Origin of the sequence: Pseudomonas sp. PDM28 (assembly GCF_019219115.1) — a bacterium.
GTDB lineage: Bacteria > Pseudomonadota > Gammaproteobacteria > Pseudomonadales > Pseudomonadaceae > Aquipseudomonas > Aquipseudomonas laurylsulfatiphila.
This window is the reverse complement of sequence record NZ_JAHUWG010000008.1, coordinates 24,510-50,077: the sequence shown is the minus strand read 5'-3', so window position 1 is coordinate 50,077 and position 25,568 is coordinate 24,510. Positions and strand designations below refer to the sequence as shown.

Here is a 25,568-nt window from a genome sequence, read left to right as displayed (position 1 = left end):
GTTCGTTTCCTTTCGCAAATTCGCAAGGTTCATATCAGACCGCTACCAGCACGACGGCGCCGATGACCAGCACGGCACCAGCAGCCATCGAAGCGGCATACCAACGCAGTTGACCGGTCTCGGTACGGCTCAGGGCGGTGTGACCGCCTTTGGCCATGCGCGGGATCAGACCGATGGTCTGGTCGAGCGGGTCTTTGCGCAGGATGTGGCTGATCGCCAGGTACGGCTTGACGAACAGTTTGTCGTAGATCCAGTCGAAGCCCCAGGCAGCGAACCACCAGGCCGAGAGGACACGGCCGATACTGCTGTTGGCGATGGCCGTCACGAAGCGACGCTTGCCGAGGAACAGCAGCGCGGACAGCAGGATACCGGCCAGGGCGATGGCGCCCGAGGCGATTTCCAGGCTGTGCTTGGCTTCGCCGCCGGCATGGCCGACGCTCTCAGGCAGTACGCCGTGCAGCGGTGGAACGATCATCGCGCCGATGGCGGTGGACAATACGATCAGCACCGACAGTGGCAGCCAGTGGGCAATGCCGTGACCGGCGTGGGCTTCGGTCTTCGCTTCACCATGGAACGCGATGAAGATCAGGCGGAAGGTGTAGAGCGAGGTCATGAACGCACCGACCAGACCTGCATACAGCAGACCTTCGTTACCGCTGGCAAACGCTTCCCAGAGGATTTCGTCCTTGGAGTAGAAGCCCGCGGTGACCAGTGGCAGGGCCGCCAGGGCCGCGCCGCCGACGATGAAGCTGGCGTAGGCCAGTGGCAGTTTCTTCCACAGACCGCCCATCTTGAAGATGTCCTGCTCGTGGTGGCAGGCAACGATCACCGCACCGGATGCAAGGAACAGCAGGGCCTTGAAGAAGGCGTGGGTCATCAGGTGGAAGATCGCGCCATCCCAGGCACCGACGCCCAGGGCCAGGAACATGTAGCCGATCTGGCTCATGGTCGAGTAGGCGAGGATACGCTTGATGTCGGTCTGAACCAGGGCTGCAAAACCTGCCAGGACCAGGGTCACGCCCCCGACAATGCCTACCAGGTGCAGGATTTCTGGCGCCAGGGTGAACAGGCCGTGGGTACGGGCGATCAGGTAGACACCGGCGGTCACCATGGTTGCGGCGTGGATCAGTGCCGAAACCGGAGTAGGGCCGGCCATCGCGTCCGCCAGCCAGGTTTGCAGTGGCAGTTGCGCGGATTTACCGACAGCGCCGCCCAGCAGCATCAAGGTGGCCATGACCATCCAGAAGTCGCCGGCCTGGAATTTCTGCGGTGCCAGCACCAGCAGTTCCTGGACGTTCAGCGTGCCCAGTTGGGCAAACAGAATGAACAGGCCGATGGCCATGAACACGTCACCGATGCGGGTCACGATGAAGGCTTTGAGTGCGGCGTTACCGTTGTTGCGGTTGCTGTAGTAGAAACCGATCAACAGGTACGAGCACAGGCCCACGCCTTCCCAGCCGAAGTACAGGAACAACAGGTTATCGCCCAGCACGAGGAACAGCATGCTGGCGATGAACAGGTTGGTGTAGGCGAAGAAACGCGAGTAACCGGCTTCACCGCGCATGTACCAGGACGCGAACAGGTGGATCAGGAAGCCGACGCCGACGACCACGCCGAGCATGGTCACGGACAGGCCGTCCAGGTACAGGGCGAAGTTAGGCGTGAAGCCTTCCACCGCCATCCACTGCCACAACACCTGGGTGTAGTGGCCGCCTTCCGGCGGTGCGACGTTGAATTGCCAGATCACGTAGGCGGTAACGATCGCCGACAGACCGATGGAGCCGACGCCAATCAGCGCGGCCAGGTTTTCCGAGATGCGTCCACGGGAGAACGACAGCAGCAGGAAACCGATGAGAGGGAATACGAAAGTCAGATAGAGAAGGTTCATCCGCGCATCTCACTGGCAGCGTCGATATCGAGCGTGTGGAAGCGGCGATACAGTTGCAGCAGGATCGCCAGGCCGATACTGGCCTCGGCGGCTGCCAGGCTGATCACCAGGATGAACATGATCTGTCCATCCGGCTGCGCCCAGCGGCTACCGGCAACGATGAACGCCAAGGCGGAGGCATTCATCATGACCTCCAGGCTCATCAGCACGAAAAGGATGTTGCGGCGGACCATCAGGCCGACCAGACCGAGGCAGAACAGGATGCCGGCGACCGCCAGACCATGCTCCATGGGGATAGCAGGCATCGTCATTGCTCCTTGGCTTCGTTGCGGCCCAAGTGGAACGCCGTGACGGCTGCGGCGAGCAGCAGCATCGAGGCGAGTTCAACCACCAGCAGGTAAGGACCGAACAGGCTGATGCCCACGGCCTTGGCGTCTACGGTGGTGTGGCCGATGGCTTCACCGGTCTGGTGGGAGAACAGCACGTACAGCAGTTCCACCAGCAGCAGCGTGGCGAGGAGGACCGGGCCGCCCCATATGCCAGGCTTGAGCCAGGCGCGCTCTTGCTGAACCGAGGCCGGGCCCAGGTTCAGCATCATCACCACGAACACGAACAGCACCATGATGGCGCCAGCGTAGGCGATCACTTCCAGGACACCGGCAAACGGTGCGCCGAGGGCGAAGAACGTCATGGCCACGGCGATCAGCGAAATGATCAGGTAGAGCAGGGCGTGCACAGGGTTGGTGTGGGTGATCACGCGAAGCGTGGACACCACAGCGATACCCGATGCGAAATAGAAAGCGAATTCCATCTTTCTTCCTTAAGGCAGCAAGCTCTTCACGTTGATCGGCTGGGCTTCGTTCTGCGCGGAGCCTTTCGGCTTCCCGGCAATCGCCATACCTGCAACACGATAGAAGTTGTAATCAGGGTTTTTGCCGGGGCCGGAGATCAGCAGATCTTCTTTCTCGTAGACCAGGTCCTGACGTTTGAACTCGGCCATCTCGAAATCCGGTGTCAGCTGGATCGCGGTGGTCGGGCAGGCTTCCTCGCAGAGGCCACAGAAAATGCAGCGCGAGAAGTTGATGCGGAAGAAGTCCGGGTACCAGCGACCGTCTTCGGTTTCAGCTTTCTGCAGCGAGATGCAACCGACCGGGCAGGCCACGGCGCACAGGTTGCAGGCTACGCAACGCTCTTCGCCATCGGGGTCGCGGGTCAGGACGATGCGTCCACGGTAGCGCGGCGGCAGGTAGACCGGTTCTTCCGGGTACTGCAGCGTGTCGCGCTTGCGGAAGGCGTGGCCGAAAATCATCACCAGGCTGCGAAGCTGGGTGTAGAAGCCATGCACGATGTCAAATATGTACTTCATGATTCTCTATCCTCACTGAGCCGCGACGGCGGGCGTGTTGAGCAACACGATCGCAGCGGTCACCAGCATGTTGACGAGGGTCAGCGGCAGGCAGAACTTCCAGCTGAAATCCATCACCTGGTCATACCGTGGACGCGGAATCGACGCGCGCAGCAGGATGAACATCATGATGAAGAACGCGGTTTTCAGTGCGAACCAGATGAACGGGATCTGCGGCAGGAGACCGAACGGACCGTGCCAGCCACCGAAGAACAAGGTCACCAGCAGCGCCGAAATCAACACGATGCCGATGTACTCGCCGACGAAGAACATGCCCCATTTCATGCCGGCGTATTCAATGTGGTAACCGTCGGCCAGTTCCTGCTCCGCTTCCGGCTGGTCGAACGGGTGACGGTGAGTCACGGCCACGCCAGCGATGAAGAAGGTCAGGAACCCGAAGATCTGCGGAATGATGAACCACAGGTTCTGCGCTTGATATTCAACGATGTCGCGCATGTTGAACGAGCCGACCTGGATCACGATGCCCATCAGCGACAGGCCCATGAACACTTCGTACGACACGGTTTGCGCCGAGGCACGCAAGCTGCCCAGCAGGGCGAACTTGTTGTTGCTCGACCAGCCGGCGAACAGCACCGCGTAGACCGAGAGGCCAGCCATGGCGAAGAAGAACAGGATGCCGATGTTGATGTCCGCCACGCCCCAGGTCGGGGTGATCGGGATGATCGCGAAGGCAATCAGCAGGGCGCTCATGGCCACGACCGGTGCCAGGGTGAAGATCATCTTGTCGGCGAATGGAGGCGTCCAGTCTTCCTTGAAGAACATCTTGATCATGTCGGCGGCGATCTGGAACGCGCCGAACGGGCCGACGCGGTTCGGACCGTAACGGTCCTGCCAGAGGGCGAGCAAACGACGCTCGACCCAGCTCAGCAGGGCGCCGCAAACCACCACGGCGAGCAGAATCACCACGGCCTTGAGGACCGCGATGATCACGTCGATCACTTCAGGAGTGAACCAGGTCATTGAGCTGCCTCCTGCAGACCGTCAACGGATTTGCCAAAGATTGCTGGCGGAATACCGGCAATGCCCGCAGGCAATGCCACCAGGCCTGCGCCCAGCTCTGCATTGATGCGCAGCGGCAGACGCAGGGTCTGGCCGGCCACGTTCAGGCTCAGCATGGCACCGTCGTTGACGCCCAGGCGGTCGGCTTCGGACTTGGCCAGTGCAACGTAGGCCGCCGGAATGCGTTCCTGGACCGGAGCGGCTTTCGAAGAGTTTTCTTCGCTGCCGAACAGGTGGAAGAACGGTACGACCTGCCAGGTGCCTGAAGCCGGGTTGAACGCGCGCGGAACGCTGGCGAACCAGTTCAGCGAGTCACCGGTGCTTTCGATCAGGCGGGTGCCCGGGTCGCCAGCGCGGATGTGACCACCGACTTCGTCCTGGAACTTGTTCCAGGCTTGCGGCGAGTTCCAGCCCGGAGACCAGGCGAATGGCACTTGCTGACGCGGTTCGGCCGAACCCGAGTAACCTTCCATGGAGAAGGCGAACGCGGTGTCCTTGTCCTGCGGGGTACGCGGTTCGTGCACGCTGATGTCGGCGCGCATGGCGGTACGACCGGAGTAGCGCAGCGGTTCACGGGCCAGTTTCATGCCCTTGATGCGGAACGCGGCGGACGGTGCGGCGTCGACAATGCGGTTCAGGACCGGTGTGCTGGAAGCGACAGCGGCGGTGACGTGGTCCAGCTGGGTCCAGTCGATCGGCTGGTTCAGCAGGGTGGCGCGCAGGGCATGCAGCCAGCGCCAGCCTTCGTGAACCAGGATGCTGGCGTCCATGTACTTCGGATCGAAGACCTGGAAGAAGCGCTGGGCGCGACCTTCCTGGCTGACCAGGGTACCGTCGCCTTCAGCGAAGCTGGCAGCTGGCAGCACCAGGTGCGCGCGATCGCTGGTGGCAGTCTTCTGATGGTCGGCCACGATCACCACTTTCGCGGCAGTCAGGGCGGCATCGACACGGGCTTTGTCGGTACGGGTGTACAGATCGTTTTCCAGCACGACAATGGCGTCGGCCTTGCCGTCGATCACAGCTTGCAGCGCGGCGTCGACCGATTCGCCACCGAGCATGGCCAGGCCGAGGCTGTTGGCCTCCGGCACGATCAGGCTGATGGAACCGTTCTTCTCGCGCAGCTTCAGGGCCTTGGCGATGTTCGCGGCAGCTTCGATCAGGGCTTTGGAGCCCAGGGAAGTACCGGCGATGATCAGTGGGCGCTTGGCCGCGAGCAGGGCGTCGGCGATGCGCTTGGCCAGTTCGAGGGCTTCAGCGTCCAGGCCTTCAACGGCAGGCGCGCTGGCGTCGAGGGCGTGGGCCACGGCGAAACCGATGCGGGCCAGGTCGTCGGGAGCGGCGTGAACGCACTCTTCGGCGATGTCGTCGAGTTTGGTTTCAGCCAGGCTGGCGATGAACAACGGGTTCAGCGCGTGCTGGCCGATGTTCTTCACCGCGGCGTCGAGCCAAGGCTGGACGCGCATGGCGTCGGCCATGTCTTCGGCCTTGCCCTTGACCGATTGACGCAGGGACAGGGCCATGCGCGCAGCCGTCTGGGTCAGGTCTTCACCGAGGACGAACACGGCGTCGTGGTCTTCGATGTCGCGCATGTTCGGCACTGGCAGCGGGCTGTCCTTGAGCACTTGCAGGACCAGGCGGATGCGTTCCAGTTCGGACGCTTCGATACCCGAGTAGAAGTGCTCGGCACCGACCAGTTCGCGCAACGCGTAGTTGCTTTCGAGGCTGGCGCGAGGCGAACCGATGCCGACGATGTTGCGTCCGCGCAGCAGGTCGGCGGCTTTATCCAACGCTTCGTCGAGACCCAGCTTGGTGCCGTTGGCCAGCAGCGGCTGACGTGGACGGTCTTCGCGGTTGACGTAGCCATAGCCGAAACGGCCACGGTCGCACAGGAAGTACTGGTTCACCGAACCGTTGAAACGGTTTTCGATGCGGCGCAGTTCACCGTAACGCTCGCCCGGGGAGATGTTGCAACCGCTGGAGCAGCCATGGCAGATGCTCGGCGAGAACTGCATGTCCCACTTGCGGTTGTAGCGCTCGGAGTGAGTCTTGTCGGTGAACACACCGGTCGGGCAGACCTCGGTGAGGTTGCCGGAGAACTCGCTTTCCAGGGTGCCGTCTTCAACGCGACCGAAATACACGTTGTCGTGGGCGCCGAACACACCCAGATCGGTGCCGCCGGCGTAGTCCTTGTAGAAGCGCACGCAGCGGTAGCAAGCGATGCAGCGGTTCATTTCGTGGGAAATGAACGGGCCCAGTTGCTGGTTCTGGTGGGTACGCTTGGTGAAGCGGTAACGGCGCTCGTTGTGGCCGGTCATTACCGTCATGTCTTGCAGGTGGCAGTGACCGCCTTCTTCACAGACCGGGCAGTCGTGAGGGTGGTTGGTCATCAGCCATTCAACAACACTGGCACGGAAAGCCTTGGATTCTTCATCGTCGATGGAGATCCAGGTGTTGTCGGTGGCAGGGGTCATGCAGGACATGACGATACGACCACGGGTGTCGTTCTCGTCGGTGTACTGCTTGACCGCGCACTGGCGGCAAGCGCCAACGCTGCCCAGGGCAGGGTGCCAGCAGAAATACGGAATATCGAGGCCCAGAGACAGACATGCCTGTAACAGGTTGTCTGCCCCATCGACTTCGAGCGCTTTGCCGTCTACGTGGATAGTGGCCATGGTTCAAAGTTCTTCGTTGGCCCGGTGTCAGCGGGCGTGGCTAATGGAATCTTGTTATCCGTGTGAATCAACACAGCCGCTTACGGCGTCATCACACGAAAAGCGAAGGGCACGGACCCTTCGCCTTTTTAAGCGGTTACGCGCCGACTACGATCGGCCTTGCCAGAGGCGGGACGGCGGCGCTGACAGGCGCGATACCGGCTTCGAACTCATGGCGGAAGTATTTGATTGCGCTGCCCAACGGCTCCACGGCGCCCGGTGCGTGAGCACAGAAGGTCTTGCCCGGGCCGAGGAAACCGACCAGACCCAGCAGGGTCTCGATGTCGCCTGGCTGGCCTTCACCGTTCTCGATGGCCATCAGGAGCTTGACGCTCCATGGCAAGCCATCGCGGCACGGGGTGCAGAAGCCACAGGATTCGCGGGCGAAGAACTGCTCCATGTTGCGCAGCAGGGACACCATGTTGACGCTGTCGTCCACCGCCATGGCCAGGCCGGTACCCATGCGGGTGCCCACTTTGGCGATGCCGCCGGCATACATTTGTGCGTCCAGGTGTTCCGGCAACAGGAAGCCGGTACCGGCGCCGCCTGGCTGCCAGGCCTTGAGCTTGTAACCGTCGCGCATGCCACCGGCGTAGTCTTCGAACAGCTCGCGACCGGTGACGCCGAACGGCAGTTCCCACAGGCCCGGGTTCTTGACCTTGCCGGAGAAGCCCATGAGCTTGGTGCCCATGTCTTCGCTACCTTCACGGGCCAACGATTTGTACCAGTCCACGCCGTCGGCAATGATCGCCGGCACGTTGCACAGGGTCTCGACGTTGTTCACGCAAGTCGGCTTGCCCCACACACCAACGGCGGCAGGGAAGGGCGGCTTGGAGCGCGGGTTGGCGCGGCGGCCTTCGAGGGAGTTGATCAGTGCGGTTTCTTCACCGCAGATGTAACGCCCGGCACCGGTGTGGACGAACAGCTCGAAATCGAAACCGCTGCCCAGGATGTTCTTGCCCAAAAGGCCCGCTGCCTTGGCTTCTTCCACGGCACGGTTCAGGTGCTTGGCGGCGGTGGTGTACTCGCCGCGCAGGAAGATGTAGCCACGGTAGGTTTTCAGCGCGCGGGCGCTGATCAGCATGCCTTCGATCAGCAGATGGGGCAGTTGCTCCATCAGCATGCGGTCTTTCCAGGTGTTCGGCTCCATTTCATCCGCGTTGCACAGCAGGTAGCGGATGTTGATGGATTCGTCCTTGGGCATCAGGCCCCACTTCACGCCAGTGGGGAAGCCTGCACCGCCGCGACCCTTGAGGCCGGAATCTTTCACGGTCTGGACGATGTCGTCCTGAGCCATGTCGGCGAAGGCCTTGCGCGCAGCGGCGTAACCGTTCTTGGCCTGGTACTCGTCGAGCCATACGGCTTCGCCGTCATCGCGCAGACGCCAGGTGAGCGGGTGAGTCTCGGCCGAACGCTTGATGCGGTTGGCTGGACCGAAGGAAGTCAGGGTCATACGTAGCCCTCGAGCAATTTGGCAACGCCTGCTGGCTGCACATCACCGAACGTGTCGTCGTCGATCATCAGCGCCGGCGCCTTGTCGCAGTTGCCGAGGCAGCAGACCGGCAGCAGGGTGAAACGACCGTCGGCGGTGGTCTGACCCAGGCCGATGCCGAGCTTGCTCTGGATTTCGCTGACCACGGACTCGTGGCCGCCGATGTAGCAGACCATGCTGTCGCAGACGCGAATGATGTGACGGCCGACCGGCTGACGGAAGATCTGGCTGTAGAACGTCGCCACGCCTTCAACGTCGCTGGCCGGGATGCCGAGGATCTCGCCGATGGCGTACAGGGCGCCGTCCGGCACCCAGCCACGTTCCTTCTGGACGATCTTCAAGGCTTCGATCGACGCCGCGCGCGGGTCTTCGTAGTGATGCAACTCGTGCTCGATGGCCGAGCGCTCGGTTTCGCTCAGGGCGAAACGGTCTGTCTGGATAAGCGTGCTGTTCATGCTTAGCGGTCCACGTCGGCCATAACGAAATCGATACTACCCAGGTACGCGATCAAGTCCGCGACCATGCTGCCTTTGATCACCGAAGGGATCTGCTGCAGGTGCGGGAAGCTTGGGGTACGAATCCGGGTGCGGTAGCTCATGGTGCCGCCATCGCTCGTCAGGTAATAACTGTTGATGCCCTTGGTCGCTTCGATCATCTGGAAGGATTCGTTGGCCGGCATGACCGGGCCCCACGAAACTTGCAGGAAGTGCGTGATCAAGGTTTCGATGTGCTGCAGGGTGCGCTCTTTCGGCGGCGGCGTGGTCAGCGGGTGATCCGCCTTGTACGGGCCTTCCGGCATGTTGCGCAGGCACTGGTCGATGATCCTGATGCTCTGGCGCATCTCCTCGACGCGCACGATGCAGCGGTCGTAGGCATCGCCGTTGGCGGCCAGCGGCACTTCGAATTCGAAGTTCTCGTAGCCCGAGTACGGGCGCGCTTTACGCAGGTCGAAATCGCAACCGGTCGAACGCAGGCCGGCACCGGTGACACCCCATTCCAGGGCCTCTTTGGTGTTGTAGTCGGCAACGCCGATGGTCCGGCCACGCAGGATGCTGTTGTCCAGGGCGGCTTTCTGGTATTCGTCCAGACGCTTGGGCATCCACTCGACGAAGTCCTTGACCAGCTTTTCCCAGCCGCGCGGCAGGTCGTGGGCGACGCCACCGATGCGGTACCAGGCCGGGTGCAGGCGGAAACCGGTAATGGCCTCGATCACCGTGTACGCGCGCTGGCGGTCGGTGAACGTGAAGAACACCGGGGTCATGGCGCCGACGTCCTGGATGTAGGTACCCAGGAACAGCAGGTGGCTGGTGATCCGGAAGAACTCGGCCATCATGATGCGGATGACGTCGACCTTCTCGGGCACCTTGATGCCGGCCAGCTTCTCGACCGAGAGCACGTACGGCAGGTTGTTCATCACGCCGCCGAGGTAATCGATACGGTCGGTGTACGGGATGAAGCTGTGCCACGACTGACGCTCGGCCATCTTCTCGGCACCACGGTGGTGGTAGCCGATGTCCGGTACGCAATCGACGATCTCTTCACCGTCCAGCTGCAGGATGATGCGGAATGCACCGTGCGCCGAAGGGTGGTTCGGGCCGAGGTTGAGGAACATGTAGTCCTCGTTCGGGCCGGAGCGCTTCATGCCCCAGTCTTCCGGCTTGAAACGCGCAGACTCTTCTTCGAGCTGCTGCTTGGCCAGGTTCAGGGTGAACGGGTCGAACTCGGTGGCGCGCGCCGGGAAGTCCTTGCGCAGCGGGTGACCTTCCCAGGTCGGCGGCATCATGATGCGCGACAGGTGCGGGTGGCCTTTGAAGTCGATGCCGTACATGTCCCAGACTTCACGCTCGTACCAGTTGGCGTTCGGCCAGATGCTGGTGACAGTCGGCAAGCTGAGGTCGCTCTCGGACAAGGCGACCTTGATCATTACGTCACTATTACGTTCGATCGACATCAAGTGGTAGAACACGGAGAAGTCGGCGCCGCTTGGCAGCCCTTGACGCTTGGTGCGCAGACGCTCGTCCACGCCGTGCAGGTCATAGAGCATGACGTACGGCTTGGGCAGGTTACGCAGGAAAGTCAGGACTTCCACGAGTTTGGCGCGGGCAACCCAAAGCACCGGCATGCCGGTGCGGGTAGGCTGGGCGGTGAACGCCTCCGGGCCAAAACGGTTGTTCAGTTCGACGACCACATCCTGGTCGTCTGCCTTGTAAGGCGGGATGTACAGAGCACTGCCTGTAGTCATGGTTATTTATCGCTTTCGGTCAACGTAAAGAATGAAGCCAGCTTCTCGTTTCTTTGAAACAGCAGAACTGGATCAGACCTCGTCGGGGCTGCGCAGGTTGGTTACCTGAATACGCTGTTCGCGGCGCTTTTCCTTCTCGGAAGGCATCTCGGCGCGATACACGCCTTGATCGCCAACGACCCAGGAAAGTGGGCGACGCTCCTGGCCAATCGACTCCTGCAACAGCATCAGGCCTTGCAGGAAAGCTTCAGGGCGGGGCGGGCAGCCAGGCACGTAGACGTCCACGGGCAGGAACTTGTCCACCCCTTGAACGACGGAGTAGATGTCGTACATGCCACCGGAGTTGGCGCACGAACCCATGGAAATGACCCATTTAGGCTCGAGCATTTGCTCGTAGAGACGCTGAATGATCGGCGCCATCTTGATGAAGCAGGTACCGGCGATAACCATGAAATCCGCCTGGCGCGGCGATGCCCGGATAACCTCGGCGCCAAAGCGCGCGATGTCGTGGGGCGCCGTGAAGGCGGTGGTCATTTCCACGTAGCAGCACGAAAGACCGAAGTTATACGGCCACAGGGAGTTCTTGCGCCCCCAGTTGATCGTGCCGTTGAGCACGTCTTCGAGCTTGCCCATGAAAATGTTTTTGTGGACTTGATCTTCTAACGGATCGGAAACGGTTTCCCGCTGGCCAATCGGATACTGCTCGTTAGGAGCATCGGGGTCGATCCTGGTGAGATTGTATTGCATTGCCAAAGCCTCATTGTTTCAGCTTCGCTTGCCGCTTGCGCCGAGCTTCCGGAGCCCAGTCAAGGGCGCCCACTCGGAATAGGTAGACAAGGCCTGCCAACAGAATTGCTATGAAAACGAGAGCTTCGACGAATCCGGTCCAGCCGCTTTCGCGGACGGACACAGACCATGCAAAGAGAAAGAGGGCTTCGATATCGAAGATCACGAAGAGCATCGCGACCAGATAGAATTTGGCTGAGAGCCGCAAGCGGGCGCCACCTGTAGGTAGCATGCCGGACTCGAACGGTTCGTTTTTGCTGCGGCCCCAGGCTTTTGACCCGAGGAGGCTGGAGACGCCCAGCATAAAGGCGCAGAGGCCGATGACGCCTAGAAGGAAAATGGCAAAGCCCCAGTTGTGGGCCATGAGTCCTGTCGCTTCGGGCATGCTGGTAATCCTTAACAGAGAGCAAAGGTCTCTGAGCTTGAAAAGAAACAAAAGCAGTGACGATATGTCGCAGCAATCAATCCCGCTGATTTTATGGCTAAACACCCGGCAAGTAAAATTCCTATAGCGAAATTATTTATAGGAATAAGGACATAGCAAAGCCTAAAAGCCCTGTGGCCCTTGGTCTGCGGGCATTAGCCGGCATTTCGTCAATTATGTTTTGTAGAGAACGTAACGAACATAATTTTTTCTAAATGATAATCAATATTGTTTGAGTTGGTTTTTAAACTGTTTAATGATCTAGCGCTCAGGAAGTTGCCTTAGATGCGCGTTACTTGTAGGAGCGAGCTCGCGATGGTCGTGAACGATAACGCGGGGAACCAGATTCCCCAGCGGCGTCCTTGAGTTTTTCGCGAGCAGGCTCGCTCCTGCAGGGAGTGTGGTGTTGGTGAAATCTCACGCAAAAAAAAACGCCCCGAACCAGGCGGTCGGGGCGTCAGATGTGCAGCGCTGCGGTTAGCTTTCTATTCAGTGCGCAGCGGCTGTTTACTCAAGAAGCAGATCAGTGGAACTGTTCTTCTTCAGTCGAACCGGTCAGTGCGGTTACCGAAGACGAGCCACCCTGGATCACGGTGGTCATGTCGTCGAAGTAGCCGGTGCCCACTTCCTGCTGGTGAGCCACGAAGGTGTAACCCTTGGCAGCGTCAGCGAACTCCTGCTCCTGCAGCTTCACGTAGGCAGTCATGTCGTTGCGGGCGTAGTCGTGCGCCAGGTTGAACATGCTGTGCCACATGTTGTGAATGCCGGCCAGGGTGATGAACTGGTGCTTGTAGCCCATGGCGGACAGTTCGCGCTGGAACTTGGCGATGGTGGCGTCGTCCAGGTTTTTCTTCCAGTTGAAGGAAGGCGAGCAGTTGTACGACAGCAGTTGGTCCGGGTATTCCTTCTTGATCGCTTCAGCGAAGCGACGAGCCTCGTCCAGGTCCGGCTTGGCGGTTTCGCACCAGATCAGGTCGGCGTACGGCGCGTAGGCCAGGCCGCGAGCGATGGCCTGGTCCAGGCCGGCGCGCACTTTGTAGAAGCCTTCCTGGGTGCGTTCGCCAGTCACGAATGGCTGGTCGTACGGATCGCAGTCGGACGTCAGCAGGTCAGCGGCGTTGGCGTCGGTACGGGCCAGGATGATGGTCGGCGTACCGGCTACGTCAGCTGCCAGACGGGCAGCGGTCAGCTTCTGTACGGCTTCCTGGGTAGGAACCAGCACCTTGCCGCCCATGTGGCCGCATTTCTTCACGGAAGCCAGCTGGTCTTCGAAGTGAACGCCGGCGGCGCCTGCTTCGATCATGCTCTTCATCAGCTCGTAGGCGTTCAGTACGCCACCGAAACCGGCTTCAGCGTCAGCCACGATCGGCGCGAAGTAGTCGATGTAGCCAGCGTCGCCCGGGTTCTTGCCGGCTTTCCACTGGATCTGGTCGGCACGACGGAACGAGTTGTTGATGCGCTTGACCACGGTTGGAACCGAGTCCACCGGGTACAGCGACTGGTCCGGGTACATCGATTCGGCGGAGTTGTTGTCCGCAGCAACCTGCCAGCCCGACAGGTAGATCGCCTGGATACCGGCTTTGACTTGTTGTACGGCCTGGCCGCCGGTCAGGGCGCCCATGCAGTTGACGAAATCTTTCTCAGGACGGAAGGCTGGCTTGGCACCCTGGGTGACCAGGTTCCACAGCTTCTCGGCGCCCATTTTTGCAAAGGTGTGCTCAGGTTGAACCGAGCCACGCAGGCGGACGACGTCAGCAGCGGAGTAAGTGCGTGTCACGCCTTTCCAGCGCGGGTTTTCAGCCCAGTCTTTTTCGAGGGCTGCAATTTGCTGTTCGCGTGTCAGTGCCATGGGAGATAAACCTCGTCGCGTCTTTATGAAAAGTTGTTCTGCGGTGGAAAATTCCTGCGCTCGCTGACCAGAAGCTTAAGCGGTCAAGTCGGATTCGGCGGGGAGGGCGACGGGATGAACGATGGGCTCGAGGGGAAGTGAGCAGGTAAAGGCGAACTGCGGGCGCATTCGGGCGTCGTGGGCCTTGGTACGAACATCAGTGTGGTGCCGGGTTACCTATTACGCTTCCGTCCCTCGGGACAACTTCGTTCCAGTCGACAACCTCGTCAAACACACCTTGTGGGCGGTACAGACACGAAGCGGTTCGCGGGGTAGGTGCGAACGTCGCCTCGAAGGCCCTTGCCAGGGCCCCTGATTAGCGGGAGCGAGGCCATCATGCCTTCGCTTTTTTGGCCCGTCAAACGTTTTGTAGTGCTTTTTTTCAAGCACTACATCTTTGGTCTAATACGACTCGTCAGTCAGTTTTTGGTGATTTAGTCCAAGGTGTCGACTTTCACCCGCAAAGTCATGTCGTTGCGGCCCTGGGTTGAGTAGCTGCGGGTCTGGCCCTGTTTGTCGGCCTGGGTCTGGCCATTGACCCCGGCCAGCAGGATCCACTCACCGAGGTGGCCAGTGACGGTTGTGTCGGTACTTTGTACGTTCACTACATCGGGACGCTCCTGACTCATGCGGTCACGATTGGTACTGATCGAGAGGTGAACGATGTCGCCGGTGACGTTTGCGGTGACGTAAAAGCCCTGGGTGACGTTGCGGTATTCGGTCTGGCTGCGCAGGTCGCCATAGCCATCGGTCTGCGAACTGGTCAGCGGCACGCTCTGGCCGACCTGGATCAGCGCCGGTGCGCCTTCGCTGGCCTGCACTTGCTGAATACCGCCGTCGCGGCTGTCGGTGCTGTAGTTGATGATGCGGGTCTTGGCGCCGTTGGCTGAAGAACCCTGGTCACCCTGGAAGTTGTTGTCGCTGGTATCGACAGTGATCAGCAGGCGTTTGGGTGCCGTGTCGAGTTGGGAAAGAATGGCTTTAAGTTCGTCGATCTTGCGCTGATCGGCGTTGACAATGAGTTGATTGCCGTAGGCGCTGACCTGTCCGTCCTTGCCGACGAAATCCTGCGCCACCGGCAGAAGATCGGCGCTGGTGTGGTACTTGAGGGGGACGATTTCTGTGGCTGCCATCACCGAAAAACTGCAGCCCAGCAGCAGTGTGGTGAGCAGGGTGCGTAGGGACATATCCGTTATCTCCGGCTTCGTGATTTGTGTAGGAGCGAGCTTGCTCGCGATGGTCGTGAACGAAAATGCTGGAAGCCTGACACCCCGCGGCGTTCTCAAGTCCATCGTCGGAACGCCGCCCGGAGCAAGCTCGCTCCTACAAGTTGCATGTGTTGATATTGCCAGTTTGTCGGCCTGTAGTGGCGCTAGTTGAATCGTAGACAGCAAAACGCCCCGGCATCGTGTGATGTCAGGGCGTTTTGTGGTGTTCTTCAGGGCCCCATCGCGGGCAAGCCCGCTCCCACAGGTTTTGCGCGATCCTTGTGGGGGCGGCGGTGCGGCGATCCGACTTGCCCGCGATGAAGTCTGCTCGGTCTCAGGCCGAATGCCGAACCATGTCCACATGCGGAATCCCGGCTTCCAGGAACTCCTCACTGACCAGGTTAAAGCCCAGGCGCTCATAGAACGCCGTGGCTTGTACCTGGGCGCTGAGCATCTGCTGCTTGAGTCCGCGCTCTTCGGCTTCGCCGATGACCGCTTGCATCAGCGCGTCGCCGACTTTCAGCCCGCGCCAGTCCTTGAGTACCGACACCCGGCCGACATGTCCATCGGGCAGCAGGCGCGCGGTACCAATCGGAAAGTCGCCTTCGTAAGCAAGGAAATGCACGGCATCAATGTCATCGGCGTCCCATTCCAGTTCTGGCGGAACGGATTGCTCGGCGACGAACACCGTCTCACGAATGCGCCGGATCTCGGCGTTGTCCTTTTGCCAGTCTGCGACACGTACGTGAATCTTATTCATCGGCAAACCCCAGGCTTCCTTGCTTGACCAGTTCGCACAACAGGCCGCGGCCGTCTTCATCGCTCAGCCATTCACCGAGGTTGTCGGCGTGCAGCGCGTCGGCGGCGCAGATCATCTTCAGCAGTTCGCGCAGTTTGCCCGGCAGGTAACGGCTCTGGCCGCTGGCGAACAGCAGCAGGTCGTCATCGACTTCGGACCATGCCAGGCGCGCGCTCGGGTTGCGAATCAGGATCGCGCCTTGCTCCAGGGCGGACATGAAGTCCTCTTCTTCGACGTCTTCCGGACCCACCACCAGTTCCGGGTAGCGTGGCTCGGTCATGAACTGGCCGAACCAGGTCAGCAGCAGGCGCTCGTCGCTCATGTGCTCGGCCAGCAGGCCTTTGAGGCGATCGAGTGCATCGCGCTGGATCTGGTGAGGGTCGGCAGTCGGCAAGGCGTCGGCGTCGGTGTAGCGTTCTTCGTCCGACAGGAACTGGCTGAGGAAGTCGGTGAAGTGGGTCAGCACTTCAGCGGCGCTCGGCGCGCGGAAGCCCACCGAGTAGGTCATGCAGTCATCCACAGCGACGCCACAATGGGCCAGGCGCGGCGGCAGGTAGAGCATGTCGCCCGGTTCCAGCACCCATTCATCGGTGGCTTCGAATTCGGAGAGGATGCGCAGGTCGGCGTGGGCCAGCATCGGGCTCTCGGCGTTGCACATCTGGCCGATCTTCCAGTTGCGCTTGCCGTGGCCTTGCAGCAGGAACACGTCGTAGTTGTCGAAGTGTGGACCCACGCTGCCGCCCGGCGCGGCGTAGCTGATCATCACGTCGTCGATGCGCCAGCTCGGCAGGAAGCGGAAATTTTCCAGCAGTTCGCTGACTTCCGGGACGAACTGATCCACGGCCTGAACCAGCAGGGTCCAGTCACGCTCAGGCAGCTTGCTGAATTCATCTTCGGCGAACGGGCCGCGACGCAACTCCCATGGACGCTCGCCATTCTCGATGATCAGGCGCGATTCGACTTCTTCTTCCAGCGCCAGGCCGGCCAGTTCGTCGGCGTCGATCGGGCTTTCGAAATCAGGAATCGCCTGACGGATCAACAGCGGCTTTTTCTGCCAGTAATCGCGCAGGAATTCCCGTGCCGTGATGCCGCCCAGAAGTTGAAGAGGAATATCAGGATTCATGTGTAACCTATTGAAAAAATGCACTTTTCAGACGGGAATAAAAACGCCCGGCGCGGCCGGGCGTCTTCAAAGGGTCTAGCGATCGATCAGATGCGTTTGGCTTGCTCTACAGCGTTGCCGATGTAGTTCGCCGGGGTGAGCAGTTTCAGCTCGGCCTTGGCGGCGGCTGGCATGTCCAGGCCGTCGATGAAAGTCTGCAGCGCTTCAGGGCTGATGCCCTTGCCGCGCGTCAATTCTTTCAGTTTTTCGTACGGGTTTTCGATGTTGTAGCGACGCATCACGGTCTGGATCGGCTCGGCCAATACTTCCCAGCAAGCGTCCAGGTCGGCGGCAATCTTCTGCTCGTTGAGCTCAAGTTTGCTGATGCCCTTGAGGCTGGCTTCGTACGCGATCACGCTGTGGGCGAAGCCGACGCCGAGGTTGCGCAGTACGGTGGAGTCGGTCAGGTCGCGCTGCCAGCGGGAGATCGGCAGCTTGCTCGCCAGGTGCTGGAACAGTGCGTTGGCGATGCCCAGGTTGCCTTCGGAGTTTTCGAAGTCGATCGGGTTGACCTTGTGCGGCATGGTCGACGAACCGATTTCGCCAGCGATGGTGCGCTGTTTGAAGTAACCCAGGGAGATGTAGCCCCAGATGTCGCGGTCGAAGTCGATCAGGATGGTGTTGAAGCGGGCGATCGCGTCGAACAGCTCGGCAATGTAGTCGTGCGGTTCGATCTGTGTGGTGTACGGGTTGAAGCCCAGGCCCAGCTCGTCTTCGATGAAGGCGCGGGCATTGGCTTCCCAGTCGATCTCAGGGTAGGCCGACAGGTGGGCGTTGTAGTTGCCAACAGCGCCGTTGATCTTGCCCAGCAGCGGAACGGCAGCGACTTGAGCGATCTGGCGCTCAAGGCGGTAAACCACGTTCGCCAGTTCTTTGCCCAGGGTGGTCGGCGAGGCCGGTTGACCGTGGGTGCGCGACAGCATCGGCACGTCGGCGAAGCGGATGGCCAGTTCGCGGATGGCATTGGCGGTCTGGCGCATCAGCGGCAGCATCACGTCATCACGGCCTTCGCGCAGCATCAGGGCGTGGGACAGGTTGTTGATGTCCTCGCTGGTGCAGGCAAAGTGGATGAACTCGCTGACCTTGGCCAGTTCCGGCAGCTTGGCCGCTTGCTCTTTGAGCAGGTACTCGATGGCCTTGACGTCGTGGTTGGTGGTGCGCTCGATCTCTTTGACGCGCTCGGCGTGCTCCAGAGAGAAGTTTTCCGCCAGGGTGTTGAGCACAGCGTTGGCTTCGGCGGAGAACGCCGGCACTTCGCTGATGGCAGGGTGAGCGGCCAGGCGCTGGAGCCAGCGCACTTCAACCAGAACGCGGGCACGGATCAGGCCGTACTCGCTGAAAATTGGGCGCAGGGCCTGGGTTTTGCCGGCGTAGCGGCCGTCAACAGGGGAAACCGCAGTGAGCGAAGAGAGCTGCATGGGGTGTTCTCGGACAGTCGGGCAACGAAATGGGGCGCGTATCATACATGAAAAAATCCGCCGGTCCGTCGCCAACTGACCGGCGTATTACGCGTATTGCTAAGTTCTGTTCTGTCGATGCGGGTTATTCGTTACGCATCAAGGGGTAAAGCTCTTTGAGCAATTTGCGACGGCTGATCACCAGCTGCCAGCGATGACCGCCCAATTGCCGCCACAGGCGTGCAGAGCGGATGCCGGCCAGCAGCAGGGCACGAATTTTCGAGGCGTTGCTTGGTTGTTGCAGGTTGCGCATGTCGCCGTGCACCTGGATGCGTTGGCGCAGGGTGCTCAACGTGTCCTGGTACAGCGCGCCGCAGGCGGCGATCACGTTTTCGTGCGCCGGGCCGAAGTGTTCGACCTGGGACTGAATCTGCGGCAAGCGCTTGCCGATCACCTCGAGCATGTCGCCACGTTTTGCCAGTTGGCGCTCAAGACCGAGCATCGCCAGGGCATAGCGCAGCGGCTCGCGCTGCAGGGCGCTCGGGTCGCGCTCGAGGGCGCCGATCAGGGCGCGATAGCCTTCACGCAGGTTGATGTCATCGCCGCCATAGACTTCCAGGGTGTCCTTGGGGTCGCGGATCAGCAGGCTGCCGAGCATGCAGCTCAGGCCAGCCTCGTTGGTCTGGCCGCTCTTGGCAATCCTGTCCACCAGCACCGCGGCGAGAAACACGCCGCCCAGTGCTGTCAGTTGCTCCTGAATCGGGTTCATAGGGCCTGGCCCTTGCTCGTCCACGGCTCGGCGACTTCAATCACGCCGCCGCCGAGGCAGATCTCACCGTCATAGAACACCACGGACTGGCCCGGAGTGACCGCGCGTTGCGGATCATCGAAGGTCGCGCGATAACCGGTGGCGGTTTTTTCCAGGGTGCAGGGCTGGTCGCTCTGACGATAACGAACCTTGGCGGTCAGCTTGCGTGGCTGGCTCAGGTCGATCGGGTTGACCCAGTAGATATCGGAGGCGAGCAGGGCGCGGGAGAACAGCCACGGGTGGTCATTGCCCTGGCCGACGATCAGCTCGTTGTGCTCCAGGTCCTTGATCAGCACGTACCACGGCTCGTCACTGGCATCTTTCAGGCCGCCGATGCCCAGGCCCTGGCGCTGGCCGATGGTGTGATACATCAGGCCGTGATGACGGCCGATGATTTCACCTTCGGTGGTCTTGATCTCGCCCGGTTGTGCCGGCAGGTACTGTTTGAGGAAGTCGCTGAAACGGCGCTCGCCGATGAAGCAGATCCCGGTGGAGTCCTTCTTCTTCGCGGTCGCCAGCTCGTATTTCTCGGCAATCGCGCGCACTTGCGGTTTTTCCAGCTCGCCGACCGGGAACAGGGTCTTGGCGATCTGTTCGCCGCCGACGGCGTGCAGGAAGTAGCTCTGGTCCTTGTTCGGGTCCAGGCCCTTGAGCAGTTCGGTGCGGCCATCGATGTCGCGGCGACGCACGTAGTGGCCGGTGGCGATCAGGTCGGCGCCAAGCATCATGGCGTAGTCGAGGAACGCCTTGAACTTGATTTCGCGGTTGCACAGGATGTCCGGGTTCGGCGTGCGTCCGGCCTTGTATTCGGCCAGGAAATGCTCGAACACGTTGTCCCAGTACTCGGCGGCGAAGTTGGCGGTGTGCAGCTTGATGCCGATCTTGTCGCACACGGCCTGGGCGTCCGCCAGGTCATCCATGGCGGTGCAGTATTCCGTTCCATCGTCTTCTTCCCAGTTCTTCATGAACAGGCCTTCCACCTCATAACCCTGCTCGATCAGCAGGAGGGCGGAAACGGAAGAGTCCACGCCGCCGGACATGCCGACAATGACGCGCTTCTTTTGTGTGTCAGAAGGGGCTGGATCACGCATAGGGATTCAATGAGTGTCTTGAAAAAGGACGCGATTCTAACAGGCCGGAGCCTGCATGGCTAAAGAGAAGGACGGATCAATTCAAGGTCGAAGTGAATGCCTGTCAGATAGTCGTCGATGCAGCGCATGATCAGCTCGCTGCGCCAGTTGTCGCGTTGTTCCATTAATTCGTCGCGGGTCAACCACTTGGCGCCGACGATGCCGTCGTCCAGTTGATATTCCGGGTGGTGTTTCAGCGCTTTGGCGATGAAGCAGACCCGCTGGTAGGTCACGCCGTTGCTCGGGGCGGTGTAGAGGTAAATGCCCAGTACGCCGGTCGGTTCGACGTCCCAGCCGGTTTCCTCGAGGGTTTCGCGCACGGCGGCTTCGGTCAGGGTTTCGTTCGGGTCCAGGTGACCGGCGGGCTGGTTGAGCACCACGCGACCGTGCTTGAGTTCTTCGACCATCAGGAAGCGGCCGTTGTCTTCGACGATGGTGGCGACGGTGATGTGGGGTAGCCAATCCATGAGTTGTCCTCGGTTTTGAGCATTGAAACCCGACCCCTGTGGGAGCAGGCTTGCCAGCGATAGCGGTGAGTCAGCCAATATTGCTGTTGAATGGTAAACCGTCATCGCTGGCAAGCCAGCTCCCACAGGGGCGGGTTCCCACAGATAAATTTGGGTGAATCCACAAACACAAACCCCGGCACATGGCCGGGGTTTGTGGTGCTTCCTTACAACCTTAAACCAACGCTGCAACCGCCGCGTTGAAGGTTGCGCTTGGACGCATGGCCTTGCTGATCAGCTCGGCGTCGGCGTGGTAGTAACCGCCGATGTCCACTGGCTTGCCCTGAACGGCGTTGAGTTCGGCAACGATGGTTGCCTCGTTCTCGGTCAGGGTTTTGGCCAGGGTCGCGAACTGCGCTTGCAGTGCAGCGTCTTCGGTCTGGGTGGCCAGGGCTTGAGCCCAGTACAGCGCCAGGTAGAAGTGGCTGCCGCGGTTGTCGATGTTGCCGACTTTGCGCGATGGCGACTTGTTGTTGTCCAGGAACTGGCCGGTGGCCTGGTCCAGGGTCTTGGCCAGTACCAGCGCCTTTGGATTGTTGTAGGTCACGCCCAGGTGTTCCAGGGACGCGGCCAGGGCCAGGAATTCACCCAGCGAATCCCAGCGCAGGAAGTTCTCTTCCAGCAGTTGCTGAACGTGCTTCGGCGCCGAACCGCCGGCGCCGGTTTCGAACAGACCACCGCCGTTCATCAGCGGCACGATCGACAGCATCTTGGCGCTGGTGCCCAGTTCCATGATCGGGAACAGGTCGGTCAGGTAGTCGCGCAGTACGTTGCCGGTTACCGAGATGGTGTCCTTGCCTTCGCGGGTGCGCTGCAGGGTGTACTTCATCGCGTCGACAGGCGACATGATCTGGATGTCCAGGCCGGCAGTGTCGTGATCCTTCAGGTAGGCCTGAACTTTCTCGATCACCACGCCGTCGTGGGCGCGCATTGGGTCCAGCCAGAAAATCGCCGGCGTGCTGCTGGCGCGAGCACGGTTGACGGCCAGTTTGACCCAGTCCTGGATCGGCGCATCTTTGGTCTGGCACATGCGGAAGATGTCGCCGGCTTCGACCGACTGCTCCAGCAGCAGGTTGCCCTTGCTGTCGGTGACGCGAACAACGCCGTCAGCCTTGATCTGGAAGGTCTTGTCGTGGGAGCCGTATTCTTCGGCTTTCTTCGCCATCAGGCCAACGTTCGGTACGCTGCCCATGGTGGTCGGATCGAATGCGCCGTTGGCTTTGCAATCTTCGATCACGGCCTGGTAGATGGTCGCGTAGCAACGATCCGGGATCACGGCCTTGGTGTCGTGCAACTGGCCGTCGGTGCCCCACATCTTGCCGGAGTCGCGGATCATCGCTGGCATCGAGGCGTCGACGATCACGTCGCTCGGCACGTGCAGGTTGGTGATGCCTTTGTCGGAGTTGACCATCGCCAGGGAAGGGCGAGCGGCGTAGACCGCCTGGATGTCAGCTTCGATGGCCGCTTGCTGTTCAGCAGGCAGGGCCTTGATGCGAGCGTACAGGTCGCCGATGCCGTTGTTCAGGTTGAAGCCGATCTGTGCCAGCACGTCAGCGTGCTTGGCCAGTGCGTCTTTATAGAACTCGGCAACGATCTGGCCGAACATGATCGGGTCGGAGACCTTCATCATGGTGGCTTTCAGGTGAACCGACAGCAGCACGCCTTGTGCCTTGGCGTCTTCGATTTCAGCGGCGATGAAGCTGCGCAGGGCGTTTTTGCTCATGACCGCGCAATCGAGGATCTCACCGGCTTGTACGCTGGTCTTTTCTTTCAGGACGGTGGCGGTGCCGTCTTGAGCGATCAGTTCGATTTTCACGGCGTCAGCGGCGTCGATCAGGGCGGCTTTTTCGCTGCCGTAGAAATCGCCGGTGCTCATGTGCGCAATGTGGGACTTGGAGTCCTTGGCCCAGGCGCCCATTTTGTGCGGGTGCTTGCGCGCGTAGTTCTTGACCGACAGCGGAGCGCGGCGGTCGGAGTTGCCTTCACGCAGAACCGGGTTAACGGCGCTGCCCTTGACCTTGTCGTAGCGTGCCTTGGCTTCTTTGTCGGCGTCGCAGGTCACGGTTTCCGGGTAGTCCGGCAGGTTGTAGCCCTGGGCTTGCAGCTCTTTGATCGCGGCTTGCAGTTGTGGAACCGAAGCACTGATGTTCGGCAGCTTGATGATGTTGGCTTCAGGCGTAACGGCCAGGGCGCCCAGTTCGGCGAGGTGGTCGGCTACGGCTTTGTCACCCAGTTGCTCGGGGAAGCTGGCCAGGATGCGCCCTGCAAGAGAGATATCGCGGGTTTCAACGGCGATATCAGCCGAGGCGGTGAACGCCTCTACGATAGGCAGCAGTGAATAGGTGGCGAGGGCAGGAGCTTCGTCGGTGAAGGTATAGATGATCTTCGAGCGGGTGGGCATATTCGGATTAACTCTCTCTTCTTTGCTAAAGCGTGCGCAGAAACTCGAGGGCGCCGGGTAAGCGCGTTCGTTCAAAGTCATCCATGAGCCGAATATCGAGGTTTCGTTGCTGTGATGTTGGGTGCATCAGTAGGGCGTCATGCAGTCGGGCTGCGGTAACAGACCGACTTTGGGCGTAAACACTCGTCGCTATTTATCAAGCGGCAGGCTGCTCAGTCCGTCGTGACCCTTTAGTCAGCGGCGGCATTATACATAGGTAGCTGGCAATCTGCCGATGGTTCATACGCAACGAATGTCGTCCATTGGTCTAAAGGTCGCAGGGGCGAGGAGGGCGTAAGGTCATTCGTCGTGCTTGAGTTTGGCGTTTTTCCCTTTGCTTTCAGGCTTGTAGGCCGCTGGTTGTGCGGCTTTGCGGCATATGGATAGAACATAGGGTTTGCGCGCCGATTCAACTGGGTTACGCTCGAACCAAGCCAGATGTTCAATCCAATCAATGGAGTTCAGCATGGGTTACAAGAAGATTCAGGTTCCAGCCGTCGGCGACAAAATCACCGTCAATGCAGACCATTCTCTCAATGTTCCTAATAACCCGATCATCCCCTTCATCGAAGGCGACGGCATTGGCGTCGACATCAGCCCGGTCATGATCAAGGTTGTCGATGCTGCTGTTAAGAAGGCTTACGGTGGCGAGCGCAAGATTTCCTGGATGGAAGTGTACGCCGGGGAAAAAGCGACTCAGGTCTACGATCAGGACACCTGGCTGCCTCAGGAGACCCTGGACGCGGTCAAGGATTACGTGGTTTCCATCAAGGGCCCGCTGACCACTCCGGTCGGTGGCGGCATCCGTTCGCTGAACGTGGCCCTGCGTCAGCAACTCGATCTGTACGTCTGCCTGCGCCCGGTGCGCTGGTTTGAAGGCGTGCCTAGCCCGGTCAAGAAGCCGGGCGATGTCGACATGACTATCTTCCGCGAGAACTCCGAAGACATCTACGCCGGCATCGAGTGGAAGGCTGGTACGCCGGAGGCCACCAAGGTCATCAAGTTCCTCAAGGAAGAAATGGGTGTCACCAAGATCCGTTTCGACGAGAACTGCGGCATCGGTGTCAAGCCGGTTTCGCTGCAAGGCACCAAGCGTCTGGCGCGCAAGGCCCTGCAATATGTGGTCGACAACGATCGCGATTCGCTGACTATCGTGCACAAAGGCAACATCATGAAGTTCACCGAAGGTGCCTTCAAGGAGTGGGCCTACGAAGTGGCAGCTGAAGAATTCGGCGCGACCCTGCTCGACGGCGGTCCGTGGATGCAGTTCAAGAACCCGAAAACCGGCAAGAACGTCATCGTCAAGGATGCCATCGCCGACGCCATGCTCCAGCAGATCCTGCTGCGCCCGGCCGAATACGATGTGATCGCGACCCTGAATCTGAACGGTGACTACCTCTCCGACGCCCTGGCGGCGGAAGTGGGCGGTATCGGTATCGCACCAGGGGCCAACCTGTCCGACACCGTGGCCATGTTCGAAGCCACCCACGGTACGGCGCCGAAGTACGCCGGCAAGGACCAGGTCAACCCGGGTTCGCTGATCCTCTCCGCTGAAATGATGCTGCGCCACATGGGCTGGACCGAAGCGGCCGACCTCATCATCAAGGGCACCAATGGCGCGATTTCCGCCAAGACCGTGACCTATGATTTCGAGCGTCTGATGGAAGGGGCGAAACTGGTGTCGTCTTCCGGTTTCGGTGATGCGCTGATCTCGCACATGTAAGAAAACGCAGGTACACAAAAACCGCCTGATTCAAGAAGTTGAGTCAGGCGGTTTTTTTATGACTGGATGACGCGGCGGTATTAAACCGAAACGGTCTGTTCAGGTAACTGTGTCGCGACTTTCGAGGCATCCACCGGGTTGCCGATGTTGACCGCGTGAAGACCTTTGGGGCCCTGGATGATGTCGAATACGACAGCTTGCCCGGCTTTCAGGGTTTTATAACCTTCCATTTTAATGGCCGAGTAGTGGGCAAACAGATCTTCTGTCTTGCCTTCCTCGTTGATGAAACCGTAACCCTTGGCGTTGTTGAACCACTTCACCTTGCCGACTGCCATACCCAACTCCCTCTGCAACAGACTCCATCACTGGAGTATCATCCACTACATCCGCAGTCGAACCTGTAAATAAGTTTGACTCCGCGGACCTTTTTTACCCACTGTGGGCTCTATTGGTTGTAACACCCTTTTGCCGATAGTCAAGCTGACCGGCAGTCGGAGTTGAAATCGCTGATAGCCGCCCCCACCACTGTATTTGAACAA

The 25,568-nt window shown here is 60.2% G+C and carries 23 protein-coding genes; 1 reads left to right on the top strand and 22 read right to left on the bottom strand.

Annotation, left to right across the window (positions count from 1 at the left end; genetic code table 11):
- Nucleotides 1–34: 34 nt before the first annotated feature.
- The 21 genes from nuoL to KW841_RS18910 form a co-directional block, all read right to left on the bottom strand.
- On the bottom strand, nt 35–1,888 hold the full coding sequence (nuoL, locus tag KW841_RS19010; RefSeq protein WP_218479062.1) for an NADH-quinone oxidoreductase subunit L: 1,854 nt from the start codon (nt 1,886–1,888) through the stop codon (nt 35–37).
- Nucleotides 1,885–2,193, bottom strand: a complete 309-nt coding sequence (gene nuoK, locus KW841_RS19005; protein WP_007946416.1) for an NADH-quinone oxidoreductase subunit NuoK — start codon at nt 2,191–2,193, stop codon at nt 1,885–1,887. Before nuoK ends, nuoL begins: the two co-directional genes overlap by 4 nt.
- Before the next feature lie 2 nt (nt 2,194–2,195).
- Nucleotides 2,196–2,699: an NADH-quinone oxidoreductase subunit J gene (gene nuoJ / locus KW841_RS19000; protein WP_015094373.1), complete on the bottom strand. Its 504-nt coding sequence runs from the start codon at nt 2,697–2,699 to the stop codon at nt 2,196–2,198.
- Nucleotides 2,700–2,708: 9 nt separating this feature from the next.
- Entirely contained in the window at nt 2,709–3,254 is a 546-nt protein-coding gene (nuoI, locus tag KW841_RS18995) for an NADH-quinone oxidoreductase subunit NuoI (RefSeq protein WP_015094374.1), read from the bottom strand.
- Between the two features lie 12 nt (nt 3,255–3,266).
- Nucleotides 3,267–4,274: an NADH-quinone oxidoreductase subunit NuoH gene (gene nuoH / locus KW841_RS18990; protein ID WP_007970448.1), complete on the bottom strand. Its 1,008-nt coding sequence runs from the start codon at nt 4,272–4,274 to the stop codon at nt 3,267–3,269.
- Nucleotides 4,271–6,985 carry an NADH-quinone oxidoreductase subunit NuoG gene (nuoG, locus tag KW841_RS18985; protein ID WP_218479060.1) on the bottom strand — a complete coding sequence of 905 codons (2,715 nt, stop codon included), beginning with the start codon at nt 6,983–6,985 and terminating at the stop codon, nt 4,271–4,273. Before nuoG ends, nuoH begins: the two co-directional genes overlap by 4 nt.
- Before the next feature lie 136 nt (nt 6,986–7,121).
- Nucleotides 7,122–8,477 (bottom strand): NADH-quinone oxidoreductase subunit NuoF, encoded by a 1,356-nt coding sequence (gene nuoF / locus KW841_RS18980; RefSeq protein ID WP_057714158.1) that lies wholly within the window; start codon nt 8,475–8,477, stop codon nt 7,122–7,124.
- Nucleotides 8,474–8,971 carry an NADH-quinone oxidoreductase subunit NuoE gene (gene nuoE / locus KW841_RS18975; protein WP_007970445.1) on the bottom strand — a complete coding sequence of 166 codons (498 nt, stop codon included), beginning with the start codon at nt 8,969–8,971 and terminating at the stop codon, nt 8,474–8,476. The genes nuoF and nuoE overlap by 4 nt, the downstream gene beginning before the upstream one ends.
- Before the next feature lie 2 nt (nt 8,972–8,973).
- Entirely contained in the window at nt 8,974–10,758 is a 1,785-nt protein-coding gene (nuoC, locus tag KW841_RS18970) for an NADH-quinone oxidoreductase subunit C/D (RefSeq protein ID WP_116581354.1), read from the bottom strand.
- Nucleotides 10,759–10,830: 72 nt separating this feature from the next.
- Entirely contained in the window at nt 10,831–11,505 is a 675-nt protein-coding gene (locus tag KW841_RS18965) for an NADH-quinone oxidoreductase subunit B family protein (protein ID WP_007970441.1), read from the bottom strand.
- Nucleotides 11,506–11,515: 10 nt separating this feature from the next.
- Nucleotides 11,516–11,929 (bottom strand): NADH-quinone oxidoreductase subunit A, encoded by a 414-nt coding sequence (locus KW841_RS18960; protein WP_077045930.1) that lies wholly within the window; start codon nt 11,927–11,929, stop codon nt 11,516–11,518.
- Nucleotides 11,930–12,491: 562 nt separating this feature from the next.
- Nucleotides 12,492–13,817 carry an isocitrate lyase gene (gene aceA / locus KW841_RS18955; RefSeq protein ID WP_007970439.1) on the bottom strand — a complete coding sequence of 442 codons (1,326 nt, stop codon included), beginning with the start codon at nt 13,815–13,817 and terminating at the stop codon, nt 12,492–12,494.
- A 473-nt stretch (nt 13,818–14,290) separates the two neighbouring features.
- Nucleotides 14,291–15,043, bottom strand: coding sequence for a secretin N-terminal domain-containing protein (locus KW841_RS18950; RefSeq protein ID WP_218479058.1), 753 nt, complete (start codon nt 15,041–15,043; stop codon nt 14,291–14,293).
- A gap of 355 nt (nt 15,044–15,398) precedes the next feature.
- Nucleotides 15,399–15,824, bottom strand: coding sequence for a GNAT family N-acetyltransferase (locus KW841_RS18945; protein WP_218479055.1), 426 nt, complete (start codon nt 15,822–15,824; stop codon nt 15,399–15,401).
- Entirely contained in the window at nt 15,817–16,986 is a 1,170-nt protein-coding gene (locus tag KW841_RS18940) for a cupin domain-containing protein (RefSeq protein ID WP_104447782.1), read from the bottom strand. The genes KW841_RS18945 and KW841_RS18940 overlap by 8 nt, the downstream gene beginning before the upstream one ends.
- 86 nt (nt 16,987–17,072) lie before the next feature.
- Nucleotides 17,073–18,443 (bottom strand): adenylosuccinate lyase, encoded by a 1,371-nt coding sequence (gene purB, locus KW841_RS18935; RefSeq protein ID WP_007972090.1) that lies wholly within the window; start codon nt 18,441–18,443, stop codon nt 17,073–17,075.
- A 124-nt stretch (nt 18,444–18,567) separates the two neighbouring features.
- Entirely contained in the window at nt 18,568–19,191 is a 624-nt protein-coding gene (gene hflD, locus KW841_RS18930) for a high frequency lysogenization protein HflD (protein ID WP_007972088.1), read from the bottom strand.
- The gene (mnmA, locus tag KW841_RS18925) at nt 19,188–20,321 is read right to left on the bottom strand and encodes a tRNA 2-thiouridine(34) synthase MnmA (RefSeq protein WP_007972086.1); all 1,134 of its coding nucleotides are present in this window, start codon (nt 20,319–20,321) and stop codon (nt 19,188–19,190) included. The genes hflD and mnmA overlap by 4 nt, the downstream gene beginning before the upstream one ends.
- Before the next feature lie 59 nt (nt 20,322–20,380).
- Nucleotides 20,381–20,827 (bottom strand): NUDIX hydrolase, encoded by a 447-nt coding sequence (locus KW841_RS18920; protein ID WP_218479052.1) that lies wholly within the window; start codon nt 20,825–20,827, stop codon nt 20,381–20,383.
- Nucleotides 20,828–21,041: 214 nt separating this feature from the next.
- Nucleotides 21,042–23,267: an NADP-dependent isocitrate dehydrogenase gene (locus tag KW841_RS18915; protein ID WP_218479049.1), complete on the bottom strand. Its 2,226-nt coding sequence runs from the start codon at nt 23,265–23,267 to the stop codon at nt 21,042–21,044.
- A 339-nt stretch (nt 23,268–23,606) separates the two neighbouring features.
- Nucleotides 23,607–23,774, bottom strand: a complete 168-nt coding sequence (locus tag KW841_RS18910) for a hypothetical protein (RefSeq protein WP_162831814.1) — start codon at nt 23,772–23,774, stop codon at nt 23,607–23,609.
- On the opposite strand from KW841_RS18910, the gene icd reads away from it, so the two are divergent.
- Nucleotides 23,773–25,029 (top strand): NADP-dependent isocitrate dehydrogenase, encoded by a 1,257-nt coding sequence (icd, locus tag KW841_RS18905; RefSeq protein ID WP_007972065.1) that lies wholly within the window; start codon nt 23,773–23,775, stop codon nt 25,027–25,029. The two genes, KW841_RS18910 and icd, sit on opposite strands and share 2 nt — an antisense overlap.
- Nucleotides 25,030–25,109: 80 nt before the next feature.
- On the opposite strand, the gene cspD is transcribed toward icd, so the two are convergent.
- Entirely contained in the window at nt 25,110–25,364 is a 255-nt protein-coding gene (gene cspD / locus KW841_RS18900; RefSeq protein ID WP_218479047.1) for a cold shock domain-containing protein CspD, read from the bottom strand.
- Between the last annotated feature and the right edge of the window lie 204 nt (nt 25,365–25,568).